General features: G+C 36.6%; 15 protein-coding genes. 14 read left to right on the forward strand and 1 reads right to left on the reverse strand.

Annotated elements, in window-relative coordinates; translation table 11 throughout:
• Positions 1 to 69: 69 nt before the first annotated feature.
• The 8 genes from BCR26_RS06570 to BCR26_RS06605 all read left to right on the forward strand — a co-directional run bounded on the left by BCR26_RS06570 (position 70) and on the right by BCR26_RS06605 (position 9,973).
• Positions 70 to 441 carry a YlbF family regulator gene (locus BCR26_RS06570; protein WP_069698185.1) on the forward strand — a complete coding sequence of 124 codons (372 nt, stop codon included), beginning with the start codon at positions 70 to 72 and terminating at the stop codon, positions 439 to 441.
• Complete coding sequence (gene mutS / locus BCR26_RS06575; protein ID WP_069698186.1) at positions 441 to 3,014, forward strand: DNA mismatch repair protein MutS; 2,574 nt, start codon at positions 441 to 443, stop codon at positions 3,012 to 3,014. The genes BCR26_RS06570 and mutS overlap by 1 nt, the downstream gene beginning before the upstream one ends.
• 480 nt (positions 3,015 to 3,494) lie before the next feature.
• A complete protein-coding gene (gene mutL, locus BCR26_RS06580) occupies positions 3,495 to 5,585 on the forward strand; it encodes a DNA mismatch repair endonuclease MutL (protein WP_069698187.1) in 2,091 nt (696 codons plus the stop codon).
• Between the two features lie 54 nt (positions 5,586 to 5,639).
• On the forward strand, positions 5,640 to 6,194 hold the full coding sequence (locus tag BCR26_RS06585) for a Maf family protein (protein WP_069698188.1): 555 nt from the start codon (positions 5,640 to 5,642) through the stop codon (positions 6,192 to 6,194).
• 22 nt (positions 6,195 to 6,216) lie between these two features.
• The gene (locus BCR26_RS06590) at positions 6,217 to 6,708 is read left to right on the forward strand and encodes an acyl-CoA thioesterase (RefSeq protein ID WP_069698189.1); all 492 of its coding nucleotides are present in this window, start codon (positions 6,217 to 6,219) and stop codon (positions 6,706 to 6,708) included.
• A 35-nt stretch (positions 6,709 to 6,743) separates the two neighbouring features.
• Entirely contained in the window at positions 6,744 to 6,965 is a 222-nt protein-coding gene (locus BCR26_RS06595) for a hypothetical protein (protein WP_069698190.1), read from the forward strand.
• Between the two features lie 587 nt (positions 6,966 to 7,552).
• Positions 7,553 to 7,996, forward strand: a complete 444-nt coding sequence (msrB, locus tag BCR26_RS06600) for a peptide-methionine (R)-S-oxide reductase MsrB (RefSeq protein ID WP_069698191.1) — start codon at positions 7,553 to 7,555, stop codon at positions 7,994 to 7,996.
• 303 nt (positions 7,997 to 8,299) lie between these two features.
• A complete protein-coding gene (locus tag BCR26_RS06605) occupies positions 8,300 to 9,973 on the forward strand; it encodes a peptide ABC transporter substrate-binding protein (RefSeq protein WP_069698216.1) in 1,674 nt (557 codons plus the stop codon).
• Between the two features lie 345 nt (positions 9,974 to 10,318).
• Here the strand turns inward: BCR26_RS06605 and BCR26_RS06610 are convergent, their stop codons facing one another.
• Complete coding sequence (locus tag BCR26_RS06610; protein WP_069698192.1) at positions 10,319 to 10,921, reverse strand: recombinase family protein; 603 nt, start codon at positions 10,919 to 10,921, stop codon at positions 10,319 to 10,321.
• Between the two features lie 452 nt (positions 10,922 to 11,373).
• Between BCR26_RS06610 and BCR26_RS06615 the strand changes: the two genes are divergently transcribed.
• The 6 genes from BCR26_RS06615 to BCR26_RS06640 all read left to right on the forward strand — a co-directional run bounded on the left by BCR26_RS06615 (position 11,374) and on the right by BCR26_RS06640 (position 17,986).
• The gene (locus BCR26_RS06615) at positions 11,374 to 12,117 is read left to right on the forward strand and encodes a signal peptidase I (RefSeq protein WP_069698193.1); all 744 of its coding nucleotides are present in this window, start codon (positions 11,374 to 11,376) and stop codon (positions 12,115 to 12,117) included.
• Between the two features lie 103 nt (positions 12,118 to 12,220).
• Positions 12,221 to 13,276, forward strand: a complete 1,056-nt coding sequence (locus BCR26_RS06620; RefSeq protein WP_069698194.1) for a BsaA family SipW-dependent biofilm matrix protein — start codon at positions 12,221 to 12,223, stop codon at positions 13,274 to 13,276.
• A 38-nt stretch (positions 13,277 to 13,314) separates the two neighbouring features.
• Positions 13,315 to 14,070, forward strand: a complete 756-nt coding sequence (locus tag BCR26_RS06625) for a hypothetical protein (protein ID WP_069698195.1) — start codon at positions 13,315 to 13,317, stop codon at positions 14,068 to 14,070.
• A 43-nt stretch (positions 14,071 to 14,113) separates the two neighbouring features.
• Positions 14,114 to 14,980 carry a BsaA family SipW-dependent biofilm matrix protein gene (locus BCR26_RS06630; protein WP_069698196.1) on the forward strand — a complete coding sequence of 289 codons (867 nt, stop codon included), beginning with the start codon at positions 14,114 to 14,116 and terminating at the stop codon, positions 14,978 to 14,980.
• A 14-nt stretch (positions 14,981 to 14,994) separates the two neighbouring features.
• The gene (locus BCR26_RS06635) at positions 14,995 to 15,672 is read left to right on the forward strand and encodes a hypothetical protein (RefSeq protein ID WP_069698197.1); all 678 of its coding nucleotides are present in this window, start codon (positions 14,995 to 14,997) and stop codon (positions 15,670 to 15,672) included.
• Positions 15,665 to 17,986 (forward strand): vWA domain-containing protein, encoded by a 2,322-nt coding sequence (locus tag BCR26_RS06640; protein WP_084387049.1) that lies wholly within the window; start codon positions 15,665 to 15,667, stop codon positions 17,984 to 17,986. The genes BCR26_RS06635 and BCR26_RS06640 overlap by 8 nt, the downstream gene beginning before the upstream one ends.

The following is a 17,986-nucleotide window of genomic DNA, read 5'->3' on the forward strand; positions in this document are numbered from 1 at the left end:
AAGTAGTGTTGTGATAAAATAGAGACACTAAAAAAGAAAATAAATTTCTATAAATGAAGGTGTGGGCATATGAAGCCATCAACAAATGAGGAAAAAATAAATTACGAGCTAGAGCGACTTTTAGCTTTAATTGAAGAAAATGAAACGATTCAGCAATATAAAAAGCTAGAAGTGAAAGTACAAAAAAATGAAAAATTAACTGCCCTAGTAGAACAAATCAAGCAAGCACAAAAAGACGCAGTTCAATTTGCTCATTACAACAAACCTGAAGCTGAAAGAGAAGCGCTGAAGCTTGCCGATCAGTTGACCAAAGAGTTTGATGAGCATCCGTTAGTAATCGCTTATAGAGAACAATTGGTAGAAGCGAATGATTTATTACAACATATAACAGATCAAATCCAATATAAAGTAAACGAAGAATTAGAGAAAGAAGGGTTATAATGCCACAAAAAACTAAAAATACACCCATGATGGAACAATATTTATCGATTAAAGCACAGTATCCAGATGCTTTTCTCTTTTATCGTCTAGGTGATTTTTATGAACTTTTCCATGAGGATGCAAATCAAGCAGCACAAATTCTTGAACTAACCTTAACAAGCCGTAACCGCAATGCGGATGAACCAATTCCGATGTGTGGAGTGCCGCATCATGCAGCTCAGGGATACATTGATACATTAATTGAAAAAGGCTATAAAGTGGCGATTTGTGAACAGGTAGAAGATCCTAAAACGACTAAAGGAATGGTTAAAAGAGAAGTCGTTCAGCTTGTAACACCGGGCACTGTAATGAATAGTAAAGGTCTAGAAGCAAAAGACAATAACTATTTGACTGCTGTAGTAGAAGAACAGGGGCGTTTTGGCTTTGCTTATGCAGATCTTAGTACAGGTGAACTAAAAGTGGCAATTTTATCCGATGAAGATGGTGTTATCAACGAAGCTTCTGCTCTACAAACCAAAGAAATGGTTTTAGGAAGCTCATTGTCAGAAGGGTTAAAGAAGACACTCCAAGACCGTTTAAATGTTATTTTTTCTGAACAACAATCCGCAGAGGAGAACGCTGAATTTAGTTTTTTAACAAGTGAATTGACTGATTCTTTGGAAATTGATGTAACAGGTAAATTACTAACATACTTAGCGGTGACACAAAAGCGTGGCTTATCCCATATTCAAAAAGCAGTAGAGTACCAACCAGATCATTTTTTGAAGATGGATCATTATTCAAAGTTCAACTTAGAATTAAGCCAGTCTATTCGTACGGGACAGAAAAAAGGGACACTGCTTTGGTTACTAGATGAGACGAAAACCGCAATGGGCGGTCGCTTGTTGAAGCAATGGTTAGATCGTCCGTTGATTCAAGAAAAACAAATTTTTGCTCGACAAGAAATGGCTCAGTCTTTATTAAATGCTTATTTTGAAAGAGCTGATTTACAAGGTGCGTTAACAAAAGTCTATGATTTGGAGCGTTTAGCTGGTCGAGTTGCTTTTGGAAATGTGAATGGTCGAGATTTAATTCAGTTAAAAACTTCTTTAGAACAAGTCCCTCTAATTCGTGAATTAATTGTTGGAATCAATCAAGGGGAATGGAATGACTTACTGTTGGATCTAAATCCAGCGGAAGATTTAGTTGAACTAATTCATCGCGCTATCAATGAAGAAGCGCCTTTGCAAATAACAGAAGGGAATGTCATTAAAGACGATTATAATGACACGCTAGATGAGTATCGAAACGCGATGCGAAATGGGAAACAATGGTTGGCAGAGCTAGAAGCAAAAGAACGACAAGAAACAGGGATTAAAACCCTAAAAGTCGGATTTAATCGAGTGTTTGGTTATTATATTGAAGTAACGAAAGCCAATTTGGTCAATCTAGAAGAAGGAAAATACGAAAGAAAACAAACGCTGGCAAATGCGGAACGTTTTATCACGCCTGAACTAAAAGAAATGGAAACTTTAATCTTAGAAGCAGAAGAAAAATCAGTAGATTTAGAATATCAGCTATTTTTGGAAGTTCGTGAGGAAGTGAAGAAGAATATTGAACGACTGCAAAAATTGGCGAAAACAATTAGTGCTGTGGATGTTCTTCAAGCTTTTGCGACCGTCAGCGAACGCTATCAATATGTTCGTCCAACACTTAAAAGTAATAGTAAAGAGTTGCATATTACAGAAGGGCGTCATCCAGTCGTTGAAAAAGTGTTAGGACATCAGGAATACATTCCCAACAGTGTTCATATGAATAAAGACAATACGATTCTTTTAATTACAGGTCCAAATATGTCAGGGAAAAGTACCTATATGCGTCAATTGGCTTTAACAGTTGTGATGGCTCAAATTGGTTGTTTTGTTCCAGCAGAATCTGCAGAATTGCCTATCTTCGATCAGATTTTTACTAGAATTGGTGCCTCCGATGATTTGATTGCTGGCCAAAGTACGTTTATGGTAGAAATGATGGAAGCGAACCAAGCATTGCGTCATGCGACTCCGAATAGTTTGATTTTATTTGATGAATTAGGCCGTGGAACAGCGACGTATGACGGAATGGCCTTAGCCCAAGCGATTATTGAGTATATCCACCGAGAAGTTCGTGCGAAAACTCTTTTCTCTACTCACTATCACGAGTTAACCGTTTTAGATGAAGAGCTGAAAGGGTTGAAAAATGTTCACGTCGGGGCTGTGGAAAAAGATGGAGAAGTAGTTTTCTTACACAAAATGATGGAGGGTCCAGCAGATAAGAGCTATGGGATTCATGTAGCGAAAATTGCAGGCTTACCGTTGCCATTATTGGAACGTGCAGCGACTATTTTGTCTGCTTTAGAAGCAGAAGGAAATGCTGTAACAGCAACGACGGTAGAGTATAAGGACGAGGTTAAAGAAGAGACAGAGCAATTATCCTTGTTTAGAGAAGTCTCTACAGACGAGTTAGGTGTTGTCGATACACTGAAAAAAATGAATTTATTAGAAATGACACCAATGGATGCCTTGAATCTTTTATATGAATTACAAAAACGAATCTAAATTTATTGGAGCGGAGATTTAATTGAATAGGGCAACTGCGGAGGTTCATGCTAAGCCGCATATAAAAAAACACCATTAGTGTTGTGTAGGCAATACTACCAGTAGTTGCTGCCAGTAAAAAATCGTGGAACCGCTCTGAGCCCAAAGTTCAGATCTCAGAGCTTCCAAGTTTCAAACATGGGCGAAATAAATGGCAAGCCCAAGTAATTCACATTGGCTTCTGTTCACAGTTACTGGCACTAACTGCTGATAGCCCCGCTGTTTCTTCCGAAGTGAAGGCTTTTTGAAAACGTGTTAAACGAAAGGCAGAAGTTTTGTTTAGTCTCTATTGCTTATGCAACACTTGTGAACAAATACGTTATAACAGAGATATGAGGTATGATAAGGTATCTTTTGAGTCGAAATTACTTATTTATTAATGTTGGTTTAGTATAGTGTAAACTTGTTTCAGTTGTTCTCTTATGAAGGAGGTCGAAATCCATGGGGAAAATACAAGAATTATCGGAGCAACTAGCCAATCAAATTGCCGCAGGTGAAGTTGTCGAGCGACCAGCTTCTGTGGTCAAAGAGCTAGTAGAAAATGCGATTGATGCAGGGAGTACACAAATCGATATTTTCATAGAAGAAGCTGGATTGAAAACAATTCAAGTGATTGATAATGGTGAAGGAATCGTTAAAGAAGATGTTTTAAGTGCATTTAAGCGTCATGCTACCAGTAAGATTCATACAAGAGACGATCTATTCAGAATTCGTAGTTTAGGTTTTCGAGGGGAGGCATTACCGAGTATTGCTTCAGTTTCAGAAGTAACGATTGAGACTGCAAATATGGAGGAATCTGAAGGAAGTTTTGTTCGTATGAAAGGCGGCAAGGTGGAAGAACACCGTCCATCTGCTTTAAGAAAAGGAACAAAAATTACGATTGAGAATTTATTTTTTAATACACCCGCTCGTTTGAAATACGTAAAAACGATTCAAACAGAATTGGCAAACGTTGGCGATATAGTGAATCGTTTAGCTTTAAGTCATCCGGCGATTGCGTTCCGTCTTGTTCATGATGGGAATAAAATGATGAACACAACTGGAAATGGAGAGTTGAAACAGACGATTGCTGGAATTTATGGGATTAGTACAGCCAAAAAAATGGTGAAAATTGCTTCTGAAGATTTGGATTTTTCTTTAACTGGATATGTTTCGTTACCAGAAGTGACCCGAGCTAGTCGTAATTATTTATCTACGATTATCAACGGACGCTATATCAAAAATTTTGCTTTAAACAAGGCGATTGTCGATGGCTATGGCTCTAAACTAATGGTTGGACGTTTTCCAATTGCTGTTTTAGAGGTTAAAATGGACCCGCTTTTAGTAGATGTAAATGTTCATCCTACCAAACAAGAAGTACGTTTAAGTAAAGAAAAAGAGCTAATGCAATTAATCAGTCAAGCGATTCGGGATGCTTTGAGTCAGGAACAGCTAATTCCTAATGCAGCAGACAATTTAGGTTTTAAGAGAAAAGTAGAACAGCCTAAAGTCGAGCAGATGGAGATTCCTTTAAACGAACAGGCCGAGACTGAAAGTTCAGTTGGAACGCCGGGCAGTTTAAGTTATGATGCAGCGAGTGGTAGTTTTTTTGTTCGTAAAGACCCAGCAGAGCAGTCTGTAGAAGTAGCGTCAGGTGTTGCAGAGCCAGCTATAACAGAATCTACTGCCTCTCAAGAACCTATTATAGCCGAGACGGATGAAGTGTTTAATGAGTTCATACCAAAAGAAGTAGTGGTTGGAGAATCGATGGTCGAAACGCCGGTTTCTGGGTTGGAAACATTTGTAGAAGTTAAAGAGGATGCCGAGGAAAATCAAAGAGTTGCTTTTTCAGAGAATTCTTCTTTTGAAAATGAACAAAAGAATCATCCAGAATTTGACTTCTCTTCTGAAGGAGCTTTAAATCGAACAATTGAAAAGCTGGAACGGGAACAAACCAAAGCAAGATTTCCTGAATTAGAGTATTTCGGACAGATGCACGGGACATACCTTTTTGCTCAAAGTAAAGAAGGGCTATATATTGTGGATCAACATGCCGCTCAAGAGCGGATTAAATATGAATATTTCCGAGAAAAAATTGGCGAAGTAACTAATGATTTACAGGAACTTTTAGTACCGATTGTGATTGATTATCCTAATAGTGATGCGTTAAAAATCAAAGAGTACAGAGAAACATTAGCTGAAGTAGGCATTCATTTGGAAGATTTTGGTCAAAATAGCTTTATTATTCGAGCCCATCCAACCTGGTATCCTGCTGGGGAAGAAGAGAATATTATTCGAGAAATGATTGATATGGTGTTAACTACTGGCAAAGTGAGTGTGAAAAAATTCCGAGAAGCAACAGCGATTATGATGAGCTGCAAAGGTTCTATTAAAGCGAATCACTATTTAAATGAGCAGCAAGCGAGAGTTTTATTAAAAGATTTAGAAACCTGTGAAAATCCTTTTAATTGTCCTCATGGTCGTCCAGTTTTGATTCATTTTACTAATTCTGATATGGAAAAAATGTTTAAGCGAATTCAAGACCCTCATTAATTTATGAGTGTAGAAAGATAATATTTATTTTGTTAGAGAAAGAAGGAGTCACATATGGCTGTTATCCTGGCATCGCAATCTCCCCGGAGAAAAGAATTGCTGCAACGAATTGTTCCAGAGTTTGAAGTAGTACCAGCAGATATTGATGAAGAAGTCAGAGGTTTTATCACTCCAATGGATTATGTTTTAACGATGGCGACAAAAAAAGCAAAGCATATTGCAGCGAAATATCCTAATGATTTAGTGATTGGCTGTGATACGATTGTTGCTGTTAATAACGAAATTTTAGGGAAACCAGCTTCACGGGATGAAGCATTTAAAATGTTGAAAAAACTAAGTGGTAAAAAACATGAGGTATACACGAGCGTAGTATTGTTAAAAGAGGATCAAGAATCTTCTGCAACTGTTCCAGCAACTGTAGAATTCTACCAATTGAGTGATGAGGAAATCAACCATTATTTAGATACAGAAGAATATGCAGATAAAGCTGGGGCGTATGGAATTCAAGGTCAAGGAGCCCTACTTGTAAAGGGGATTCATGGCGATTATTATACTATTATGGGTTTGCCGATTGCCCAATTAAGTCGAATGATTGCGACGTTTAAATAAAAGGACTGTGAGGAGTAACAGAATGAAGTGTTCAGAAACAAGAGCGATACAAACGCATATCGTAACCTATCCGTATTTAAATTTTCATGAAACGTTGTTTGGAGGTCAGTTAATGGCTTGGCTAGATGAAACGGCGGGAATTTCTGCCACTCGTTTAGCAAGAGAAGCTATTTTTACGGCTTCTGTAGATCATTTGGATTTTTTAGCTCCTTTACGAGCGAATCATTCTGCTTGTATTGATGCTTTTGTTTCAGGTGTGGGAACACGTTCAATGGAGGTTTTTGCCAAAGTGATTGGCGAGGATTTGTTTACAGGGGAGCGCTATCTAGCAGGTACTTGTTTTATGACGTTTGTTGTTCCTAGCAAGCAGCATTTGCCAGCTGTGGAACCAGAAACAGAGGAAGAACGATTTGTTTGTGAAGGCTACGAAAAAAGAAAACAGATCCGCTTGTCAAAACGTCAAGAAAGCATTGAGTTTGCTAATAAGATTGCTACGGATATTCCGTGGACGTAGATTGGAAATCGATTGATAAATAAAGGAGAGTTGTTTTGTCAAAAAAATGGCAGACATTTACGATTAAATATCCGTACTTTAGTATTTTAGTAGTAGCGATTGTTGCGAGTTGTATTGGAATTGCCGTTGAGTACTTAGTAAATCGGGATTTTTTAAGTGGTGGTTTTTGGGTAACCTTCATTTCTATTTTAGGACAATGGGCAATTGTTAGAAAACGAATAACCAAAAATCGAAAAAAAGAAAAGTCTGGAAAATAACTTTTCGAATGATATCTAAGATTACTACGCTAAGTCACATATAAAAACAAGTGCTATTAGTCTTGGATAAACTAGATTAGACTATTCTAATCTTTCAATTAAAAAGGGCGACAAGGCTCTACTATGGACAGTTATTGCGAGTGAAAAAACCGCGGAGCCGCTCTGAGCCCAAAAATCAGGTCTCAGAGCTTCCATGCTTCAAACTTGGGCTAAATAAGTAACAAGCCCAAGGAATTCAGATTTTATTTTGGTCACGATTACTGTCACCAACTTCTGGTAGCTTCACTGTTTCTTTGGAAGCAATCCTTTTTGAAAATGGGTTAAACTAGGGGAAGAAACTTTGTTTCGTCTCTTTTTTTTATGCACCAATAGTGGACAAGTACGCTATAACCAATACTTGACTTATAAGTAAGATATCTTTTGAGTAAAAATTACTTCGTTGTTTATAAATTTCTGTGGTTTAGTATAGAATCCAAATGAGCTATTTTTTATATGGACTGTTACGTCAAAGCCAAGTCAAATTCATATTGTTTTATTCGTTCAAATGCTATGATAAAGTCAAAATCATAGTAAGGATGTGAGGCATTATGGAAAAGCTATCAAAAGAAGAACTGAAAAAGAAATTAACGCCTATTCAATATGAGGTAACGCAAGAAAACGGGACAGAGCGTCCATTTACAGGGGAGTATGATGATTTTTATCAAGAAGGTATCTATGTTGATGTGGTTAGTGGCGAACCGCTGTTCAGTTCGCAAGACAAGTATGATGCTGGTTGTGGTTGGCCTGCTTTTAGTCAGCCAATTAAGAAACGAGGGGTAAAAGAAAAAGCTGATTTTTCCCATGGGATGCATCGTGTTGAAGTGCGCAGTAAAGAAGGCGATTCACATTTAGGACATGTGTTTAATGATGGGCCTCAAGAGCAAGGTGGGTTACGTTATTGTATCAATGCAGCGGCACTAAAGTTTATCCCTTTAGCGGATTTGGAAAAAGAAGGCTATGGGGAGTATAAAAAGCTGTTTGATTTAAAATAATTGTAAGCTATTTATTCAAATATAAAGCGAATGAAAACTAAGCTGATAGTTTTCATTCGCTTTTTTTAGATAAATAAGGTTTTACATTTTGAAAGTGAGAAATTTATATGGCGAATCACTAGTAAAAACTCTCTTCTTTGATTGATTCTAATTATGATGAGTCTACAAAATCTTATGCTGGCAAAGCAGTTAGACCGTTTTAACGTTTGCAATTGCGGTGTGTTTTTAGTATTATAAAATCAATAGTAAAATGGTAATATCGTTAGTCGGGGATTAGAAAATGAAGGTGGAGTGATGAGTAAAATGAAAAAGAAAAAAGTATTTGGGCTATTATTGTTGGCATCATTTATGCTAGTAGCTTGTGGAAGTGGCGGCAAAACAGCCACAAATGAGAGCGAATTAAAAGGAAAAGACTCTGAGCAACTCTCTAGTAATCAGGTATTCAACCTAGTGGTTCAGCAGGAAATGCCAAGTGCCGATTTGTCTTTGGCAACAGATACAATCAGTTTTTCCGCTTTAAACAATGTTTATGAAGGACTTTATCGTCTAGATAAAAATACTAAACCAGCAGCTGCTGGAGCGGCTGAAATGGCTGAGATTAGTGAAGATGGTCTAACCTATAAGCTAAAGTTAAGGAAAGATGCGAAGTGGTCAAACGGGGACCCCGTAGTTGCAGAAAATTATGTATTTGGTTGGCAGAGAACAGCAAATCCTAAAACAGGCGGAGAATATGCTTATCTTTTTGAATTAGTGAAAAATGGGGCAGCGGTTGTTTCAGGAGACAAACCAGTAGAAGAGTTGGGAATTAAGGCAATTAATGAATATGAACTAGAAATCACTTTAGAAAAAATCACCCCATATTTTGATTACTTATTAGCGTTCCCATCTTTCTTCCCGCAAAACAAGAAAATTGTTGAAGAAATGGGGAAAGATTACGCAACCAGCAGTGAAAAATCAGTTTATAATGGTCCGTTTGTTTTAGAGAATTTTGATGGACCAGGAACGGACACGAATTGGACTTATACAAAGAACGATCAGTATTGGGACAAAGATACTGTAAAATTACAAACAATCAATAATGACGTGGTAAAAGAGGCACCAACCGCGTTAAATCTTTTCCAAGATGGGCAAGCTGATGATGTGATGTTGACTGGTGAGTTGGCTCAGCAAATGGCAAATGATCCGGAGTTAGTTATTGAAAAAGATGGTCGTACAGTATATTTAGAATTCAATCAAATTAAAGAGGACTCTCCATTTAGAAATGCCAATTTACGTAAAGCTATTTCTTATGCAATTGATAGAGAAGCTGTTGTAAATCAAATTTTAGGTGATGGATCTATCGAATCAAAAGGATTAGTTCCGCAAGGCTTAGCTTCTTCACCAGAGGGGAACAAAGACTTTACTGAAGAAAGTAAAGTAAAACTGTCATACAATGTGGAGAAAGCAAAAGAATACTGGGATAAGGCGAAAAAAGAATTAGGGATTACAACGTTCAAAGCAGATATTATTGCAGCAGACACGGACTCAAACAAAAAAATTCTAGAGTATTTACAGGGTGCATTGAAAGAGAATTTAGCTGGTTTTGAAATGACAGTTAGTCCAGTACCATTTTCTGTTCGCCTAGATCGCGAATCGCGTGGTGACTTTGAGATAACCTTAAGTGGTTGGGGTGCTGACTATGCAGACCCAAGTAGTTTCTTAGATTTGTTTATTACAGGAAATGCATATAATAGAGGGAAATATTCGAATAAAAAATATGATGAAGTTGTGAAATCGTCAAATACGACGAATGCAGGGAATCCAGAAAAACGTTGGCAAGATATGCTTAGTGCTGAAGACATCATTATAGAAGACATTGGTATTGCTCCAATCTATCAAAAATCAGAAGCACATATGCGGAACAAAAAAGTTAAAGGTGTTGTTGCGCATGCTGCGGGAGCACGTTTTGATTATAAGTGGACGTATATTTCTGAATAAGTAAGAAAATTTTCGTTGATTTTAATAGATAATAAAGACATTTTTACACTGGTTTGGTGTTGCATTTAACATCTTTCTAGTTGTAAGGGTGTCTTTTTTTAAGACAAGTGCTGCAAAATCCGTAGGAGACTATGCAGCACTTGTCGGTTTATAAAACCCACAATAATTCGATGAACTATCATTACTAGAGTATTGGTATTTAAACTTGTGTTGAGAAACAATCGAGTGCAACTGCAAAGATTTTCATGTGTTTGTCAGGTGTATTTTTTATGTATAAGTCTGATAAAAATAAAAGTCTAAATTTATCTAAGTTGTTGTGAGCTTTTCTGGTGCCTTTTTTACGTCTTAACTACCATGTTTACTAGTGTTTGAGACTAACTCTTTAGGCTTATTTAAAAGGTTGTGCTTTCTAATATGGTTATAAACAGTAGGGACAGAAATGTTACATTTTTTGGCTATTTCCGGAACTGATAGGTTGGAACTACAATAAAGCTTTAATGCTTTTTCCACTTCTTTTGTTCGAGGCGGACGACCTAGTTGTTGTCCATTTTCCTTAGCTGCAGTCAATCCTGCGATAACTCTCTCTCGAATCAACTCAGCCTCCATTTCAGCAAAAGCTCCCATAACGGTAAAAAAGAATCGTCCCATAGGTGTTGTAGTATCAATGTTATTTTGTATACTGACAAAATGAATATTTTTCCGATCAAATTCTTCTAACAGAGTTAATAATTGTTTTGTTCCTCTTGAAAGTCGGTCTAGTTTGAAAATAACCAAGGTATCTCCCGATTTCAAATGAGCCAAAGCTTTATTTAATTCACTTCTAGATTTTTTTCGTCCACTTTCATATTCTTTATAAATGACATCTACACCATATTGTTCTAGTGCTCGTTGCTGAGAATCGAATTTTTGTTGATGTGTACTAACGCGCATATAACCAATTGTTGCCAATTTTTACTCACTCCTAAAATTTTTTATTTGAAAATAAAACGTCAAAATCTGCTTTGTCACTTAAGCTGGTTTTCTTTTGTATAACATTCATTTTTAACAAAATACATAACAACTATTCCCTCCTTAGAATTAGATAGGTTAGAAGAACTTCTTGACTTCTAATATATTCTATAATAAACTAATGATTTTTATACAAAGAAAAACGACGATATTTCACTTTAAGAAGATTTAGAAAAGATACGACATGAAAGGGTTTGTCCTCTCAGTTGTATTTTTTTGTGCATTAAATTTGATTTTCTCAATATCATTAGTTTTTTGGAGATAGAAAAACGCAAAGAGCGTTGCTAAACAAAGATTATGGATAAGGGCAATGAATGGCTTGTTGACTGTTTTAAAGGCAAAGTGCAAATTAAGCGATTGAAATATGTTGTGAGACAAGGGTTGGTGAGTAAATGGATGAGAAACGGGAGCGTAAGAAGAAACGACGTCCGCAAAATCAAAGTTCTGTAAAGGTATCAAAGCAAAGAAAAACAGAAGCTATTTATGCCGAGAAAAAAACAAGTCAAAAGCGAAGGAAAAAATCGAATCGGCCCCCTGACAAAAGTCGGGCGAAAAAGACTTCTAATAAAAAAAAGCGGATTGTACGAAGAAAAAAACAACCAGTGTATTCATTTTTATTTAATTTTCTATTTTACGCATTTATTTTAGCCATTATTGGTGCTTCCATTCTTTTTGCAACGAGTAAGAATACGGATAAAAGTGTGTTAGGCTACCGTTTTTTTGGCGTACTAACTGATTCCATGGTACCGAGAAATCCTAAGGTACAAAAAGGTGGATTTCATTCCGGCGACATCATTGTTATAAAAAATATTGCTGGGGATGAAGCGGAAGTAGGAGATATTATTACTTTTCGCCCGAATATTAAAAGTCAAACATTCTTGACCCATAGAGTGAAGAAAAAACTAGATCATCTTGGAGAAGCAAAGGGAACTTACTACATTACTCAGGGAGATGCCAATTTGGCGGAAGATGTGCCTGTCAATGAAAAACAAGTAGTAGGGAAAAAAGTATTCGTAGTGCCAAAAGTTGGCTCGCTATTGAATTTTGTCAGCAAAAATCTAGTTGTTTCAATTATTTTTATTATTTCAGTTTTTGGATTCATTACAATTATTAGGTATTACATTCTGAATAAATAAAGCTATTTTCTTTTTAGTGTTTTAGTGGAAAAGGTTGATTTCTGTTGTTGAGGCTAGACGCTAAAAGGTTAATAATAAAAAAATTTTAGGAGGAACATTAGAAATGAAGAAAAATAACAAGAAAAAAATACTTGCATTAGCAAGTGGCTTTGCTCTTGTTGCTGTTTTGGCAGCAACCTTTGCTTGGTTTACAAGTAAAGACGAGAAAACAAACCATTTTGAAGGTGAAATTGCAACGGGCAAAGACATCGAGGTTGTGGAAACGTTTGAACCGCCTACCACGTGGGAACCAGGTTCAGAAGTCAATAAGGATGTAGCTGTAGCCAATATTGGGAAGTATGACACATTAGTTCGAGTTTCATTAGTCGAGTCGTTGGAATTATTGGAAGATTATGCCTCTAAAGCGACTACTGGTACAGAACTTAATGGAAAGACAAAAGATGACGTATATGTATTGCCGGGAACAGCTGCTCCAACTGGATTCACTGATTCAACATTTGAAGGAACTGCACCACAAATCGTGGTAACAGGTGGAGACTTTGCGGGTACTTACACTCTTAAAGTAAAAGAAGATTCTACGACAGTTAATAATAAGGTTGTCTACACTTATCGCTATGTGTTTGAAAAAAATGGTGGAGGCTTGTATTACGCAAGTGGAATCAATGGCTTTGAAAGAAATGCTGCGGGAGAAATCAAAGTCAAGGCTGGAACACCTTCGCTTGAGTATGTTTCTTTAGAATATAAAACCCCTGAGACGGCTGATTGGAGAAATCCTGTATACAATCCAACATTTACTGCGGGTGGAACGAATATTTGGAATGTATTCGCGAAAACAGGTAGCAACAATATTCAAATTTCATTCAATAACATTACAACAACTGCTGGAACACCAAACAAATGGTACTTCAATACTAAAGATGGTTACTTCTACTATACAGGTGTTGTAGCTCCAGGAGCAAATACAGTCCAATTGATGGATGCAGTGAAATTATTAGGAACAGCTGGAAACGAGTACAGCAAACTGAAATATGATTTAACGGTTAAAGGTGAAGGGATTTCTGCCTTCAAGGATGCTGTTGATGAATGGGTGAAACCAGGAACGCCAGGTTACAATGATGAATTGTCAATAGCCTTGAAAGCTTTAGTACCTGAGAAATAATATGTAAGAATGTATTAGTTTTTCTAGAGGAGGAACAAATGAGAAGAATACAGAGCAAATTAAAAAGGAACTTGATAATCGGGTTGTTTGTCTGCTTGAACTTATTAATAATTCCGCAGTTTGCTGCAGCTGATTCTTCTCCAAATCTTCCTTCTGGAATGATAGTTGGAGACGAACAAGGTGTCAAAGTAAAGAGTGACGGGGATTATTTGATTGATGTAAGAGATGTGCAACCGGGGAAAAAATGGTCAAAAAAAATCACAATATTTAACATGGAAGAAGATATTCCGTACCAACTAACTATGCATATAAGCCCGCCAATCCTAGTTGAAGGCAGTTTAGACTTATCTAAAGCAATTCAAATGGTATTAACTTACGAAGGGAAAAAAATTTATGAAGGTCCTTTATCCGGAGTGAGTTCTTCGTTAGATTTACAAAATGAATTGACCCCACTAAATTTAGGTGTTTTTAAAGGCGGAGATGCTCGTATGTTAGAAGTATCACTTGAATTAGATGGGAAAAAATATACAAACAAAGATTTTTTAAAGAAAAATGTCGTCGAAAATATTTGGCATTTTAAAGCAGTAAAATCTGTTCTTCCAGATACGAAAGGCTCAGAAGATCCTCAAAATACCAGTAAGCGATTGTTTCGTCTGCCTCAAACTGGAGAAGAATGGCGAGATGCGATTATTTTTTCTTGTATTGGGTTATTTCTACTGTTAGTAGCATTATTGATTTGGAAATATCGCGTAGGAGAAAATAACAAGGAGAAGAATAATCAGTCAAAGAAATAGTAAGTGTTTCTTAGAACGATTAAATTAGGGAGGGAAAAGCAAGGTGAAAAAGAAAAAACGTCCGTCTACAAAAAAGAAACCGTCCAGAAAAAGACGAAGTTTTAATTTCAAATTTATGATTGCCGCGATCACTTTTCTTTTTTCTGGTTTGATGGTTCTAGGAAGTACTTATGCTTGGTTTGTATCTGAAGACACTAAGATGAATCAATTTATAGGCTCTCTATTATCTGCAGAAATTGTAGAAGAATTTGAACCGAATGAGGTTTGGCAGCCGGGGGTATCCGTAAAAAAAGTCATTCAAGTGAAGAATACTGGAGAGGAGCCAGCCTTTGTTCGTTTAAGCTTCTATGAGTATTTACTAATGTTTCAAATTGATGTAACCGATCAAACAGGGAATGGAAATTTGGTTGTGTCTTCGCAAGAAAAAATACCTACTGTTGATTTTGATAAAACAAGCACTTGGGTCCCGGCGGCTTCAGCAAGCGGAACATATACTCGTGATTATATCCATTACGTTGCAAAAAAAGCCATTGTTCCAAATACGACAACTGGAACTGAGATGTACAAATATAAGGATTCTTTAAGAGAACAGTCGGATTTTAAATGGTTCAACCTAGTTTTTCCTGAAAATGTTTACGATTCAGCACCGCCAGTTGGAACTAAAGAATATTGGTTATATAGTGATGGCTACTTTTATTATTCGGAGTTACTGAATCCAAGTGAAATCAGCAAACCTGTTCTATCGAAGGTAAACTTAAAGGAAAGTGCTCCAAACAAAATGAAGGGGGTTCTGTATCAATTGAATCCTATAATGGATGCTCATGATAGTACGAATTCATTGTTAAGTGCTTGGAATATAAGTAAATCTGGTGACGTCTATAAAATGCTCTCTGGAAAAATAACTAATTAAGGAGGAAAAAGGTTATGAGAAAAAAGGCTTGTAAAAACAAAAAAAATTCTCGGAAATATTCCTCGAAAAAAAATCTAATCCTGCTACTAGGATTATTAATTGCAGTTATTAGCTTATCAGCAAGTCTTTATCAAAAAACCTTTGCTTCTTTGACCGATCATGATGAAAAACAGAATAAATTCCGAATTGGCGATTTGAAAGTGTCTGTAGAAGAAGAGTTTCAGCCACCCATTACTTTTGAACCTGATGTAATATATCCTAAGAAAGTTTGGGTTAAAAATACAGGGGAGCTAAACAGCTTTGTTCGAGTGCTTGCATTACCAATTCTTTCAAAAAAACAAGCAAATGGTAGTACTCTCCTGCTACCTGCGACAACTACTGGGATAGCCCCTATTTTAACGATTGATTACAATTTATCCGATTGGATTGATGGAGGGGACGGCTACTTTTATTACAAAAAAAAGTTGTCAAAGGGGGAAAAAACACCCTTGCTATTTTCAAGTGTGACACTGAATCAGGATAATATCACTGAGGAATATAAAGATGTCAAATTGTCATTTGAAATAAAAGCAGAAGGAATTGGGATCAGTAAGTATGCCTATAGAGATGCTTGGTGGAATAGTAGCATACCAGTTAGTGGTGAATTATTGCAGGTAGATAACTTACTTAAAGATCAGGTAGCGAATGAATAGTAAAAGAAATGAAGGTGAAGAGTTGAAGAATAAGAGTGGAAGGTTAATAAATAGTCTAAGTCTGTTGAAAGGGTTTCTCCTATTTTCTGGTTTGATAGGTTTGTTTTACTTTGTTACTTATTCTTCAAACTTTCATGAATCGAAAATAAAAGCAGAGAACCCTGTAATTCAAACAAGGCTATCTCCTGGAGAGGTAGCGTTATCGAAGACAGCCACTCCAGTAGCTGGAATGGTCAATCAATGGGACATTAAACTGAGAATTGAAGCTAGAAACCAATTTCCGCCACCAGCAACTGATGTGGTATTAATTATTGATACATCTGGAAGTATGGATGAGACAACCCTTGATGGTGTAAAGAGGATGGATAAAGCGAAAGAGGCTGCTGAAAAATTTATTGAACAAGTGTTAAAAGATGATTATATTAACAGAATTGCTTTGGTTACGTATGACAAAACAGCAAAAAGTTATACATTTACTGAGAATGGATGGACGGGTCAATTTGTAGATTCAGCTCATCGGAATATTCTTATTAAAGCAATTAAAGAAATCCAACCAGTTGGGGGAACTAACACTCAAGCAGCGATTAGAACAGCTACAGAAGTGATGAAGCAGGCGACGAATGCTAGGCGAAACATGGTCTTAATTTCTGACGGCGTCCCAACCTATAGTTATCCGCCTACAAATCCCTATAATACGGTAGCTGGAATGGAGTCGTTCAAACACTCAAACTCTGTCATTGCAAATCAATACAATACCTATCAAACAGTGAAGAATATTCCCGAAAGTCATTTTATTTATGATGATAATGACATCGCTGGATTGGGTGGAGAATATTTGTTTACAGGTCGTCCACCACATTTTCCGGAGCCAGATGATCCTAAAGATCGTCTCTACCTTAATAATGCAAATAGTGCTATCGCTCAAGCAACGATTGCAAAACAAAAGCAGACTCTCTCAGGTGAGAAGCTTGTGACCGACTTGTACTCAATTGGCTTAGATATGGACTTGCAACCTAATCCAGGAGATCGGCCTGTCGGGAACGAAACTATGAAAGAAATAGCGTCCTCGCCAGATAAATGTTTTTCTATTAGTTCGGAAGATTTAGAAAAAATTATGCTTGATATTGGTGGGAAAATTGTCGGTGCTGTAAAGACAGCTAAAGTTGTTGATCCCATGGGAAAGGGCTTTGAATTAGCAGAGGCTGTAAACGATAGCAATGTCTCTCAAGGTAATGTAGTCGTAGACAAAGTAAAAAAAGAGATCACTTGGAATATGGGCGCTTTAACAGAGCCTATTTCTGCACACCCCAATGAAGACGTCATGTTCGTTGAACTAAATTATCGTGTAAATGCTAATAAGGATGTTCTAGATGCTATTGATTCTGAGGATAAAGCACCGACCAATGGGAAAACAACGATTGAATACCAAGATTACAATGATGATATACAACATAAAGAATTTGTCGTACCGAAAGTCAAACCGACTGTTGTTAGTTTAGAGAAAAAATTGTTTGATGCAAAAGGAGCGCCAATTACTAATGAAACAGATAGTTTTGAAGTGACTTATGGAACGGATAGATTCACAAAGAATGATTCATTTTTAATCTATTCAAATAATGTGGTAACTAAGGTTGTTCATCCTTGGCAAGCAAATGTTGATTACACCGTGGAGGAACATTTACCTATTAGTCCTAAATACGATACTGAAATAAAAGTCAACGGTCAAGCAACTTTGGGGAATAAAGCTACCTTTAAGTTTCTGCCTATTACTGGTGAGTATGAGCATCAACAAATTGTCATTACAAATAAGAGAGTAATCGAGAAGAAGACCGTCTATTTAAACATCCGACAGTGTGTTGTTAAACCACAGGAAGAATTGGTCATTCCTTCAAAAGGATATTACCAAGCGTTCATGGATAATGATAATGGGACTAAACAAATAAACCTGAGTTCTGATAGTACGTCAAAAGATCGTGCGACAGAAATTGATGAGAGCTTGTTTGATAAATATGAAATAGTGTTATCTAAAGATCCGAGCTATTATCTAGCTTTGAAAGACCTAGTACCAGAATATTATCGGTTTTACGGATATATTGCCACAAAAAATAACTGGAACTTAAAAAACAAGCATCTTTCAACGAATGATGCAGAATTAATTAAAACAAATGAAGCAAAACTTGATTATGAAGGATCAGATAGCTACTGGGTAACAATGTTCATTACACCTAAATTTGGAAAAGATGTGAATGATATCCCAGAAGAGTCACCTAGACCTTTTAGCTGGTCCTATAAAACAAATAATTTTGGTAAATAA

This window comes from Enterococcus rivorum, from assembly GCF_001742285.1.
Taxonomy (GTDB): Bacteria; Bacillota; Bacilli; order Lactobacillales; family Enterococcaceae; genus Enterococcus_L; species Enterococcus_L rivorum.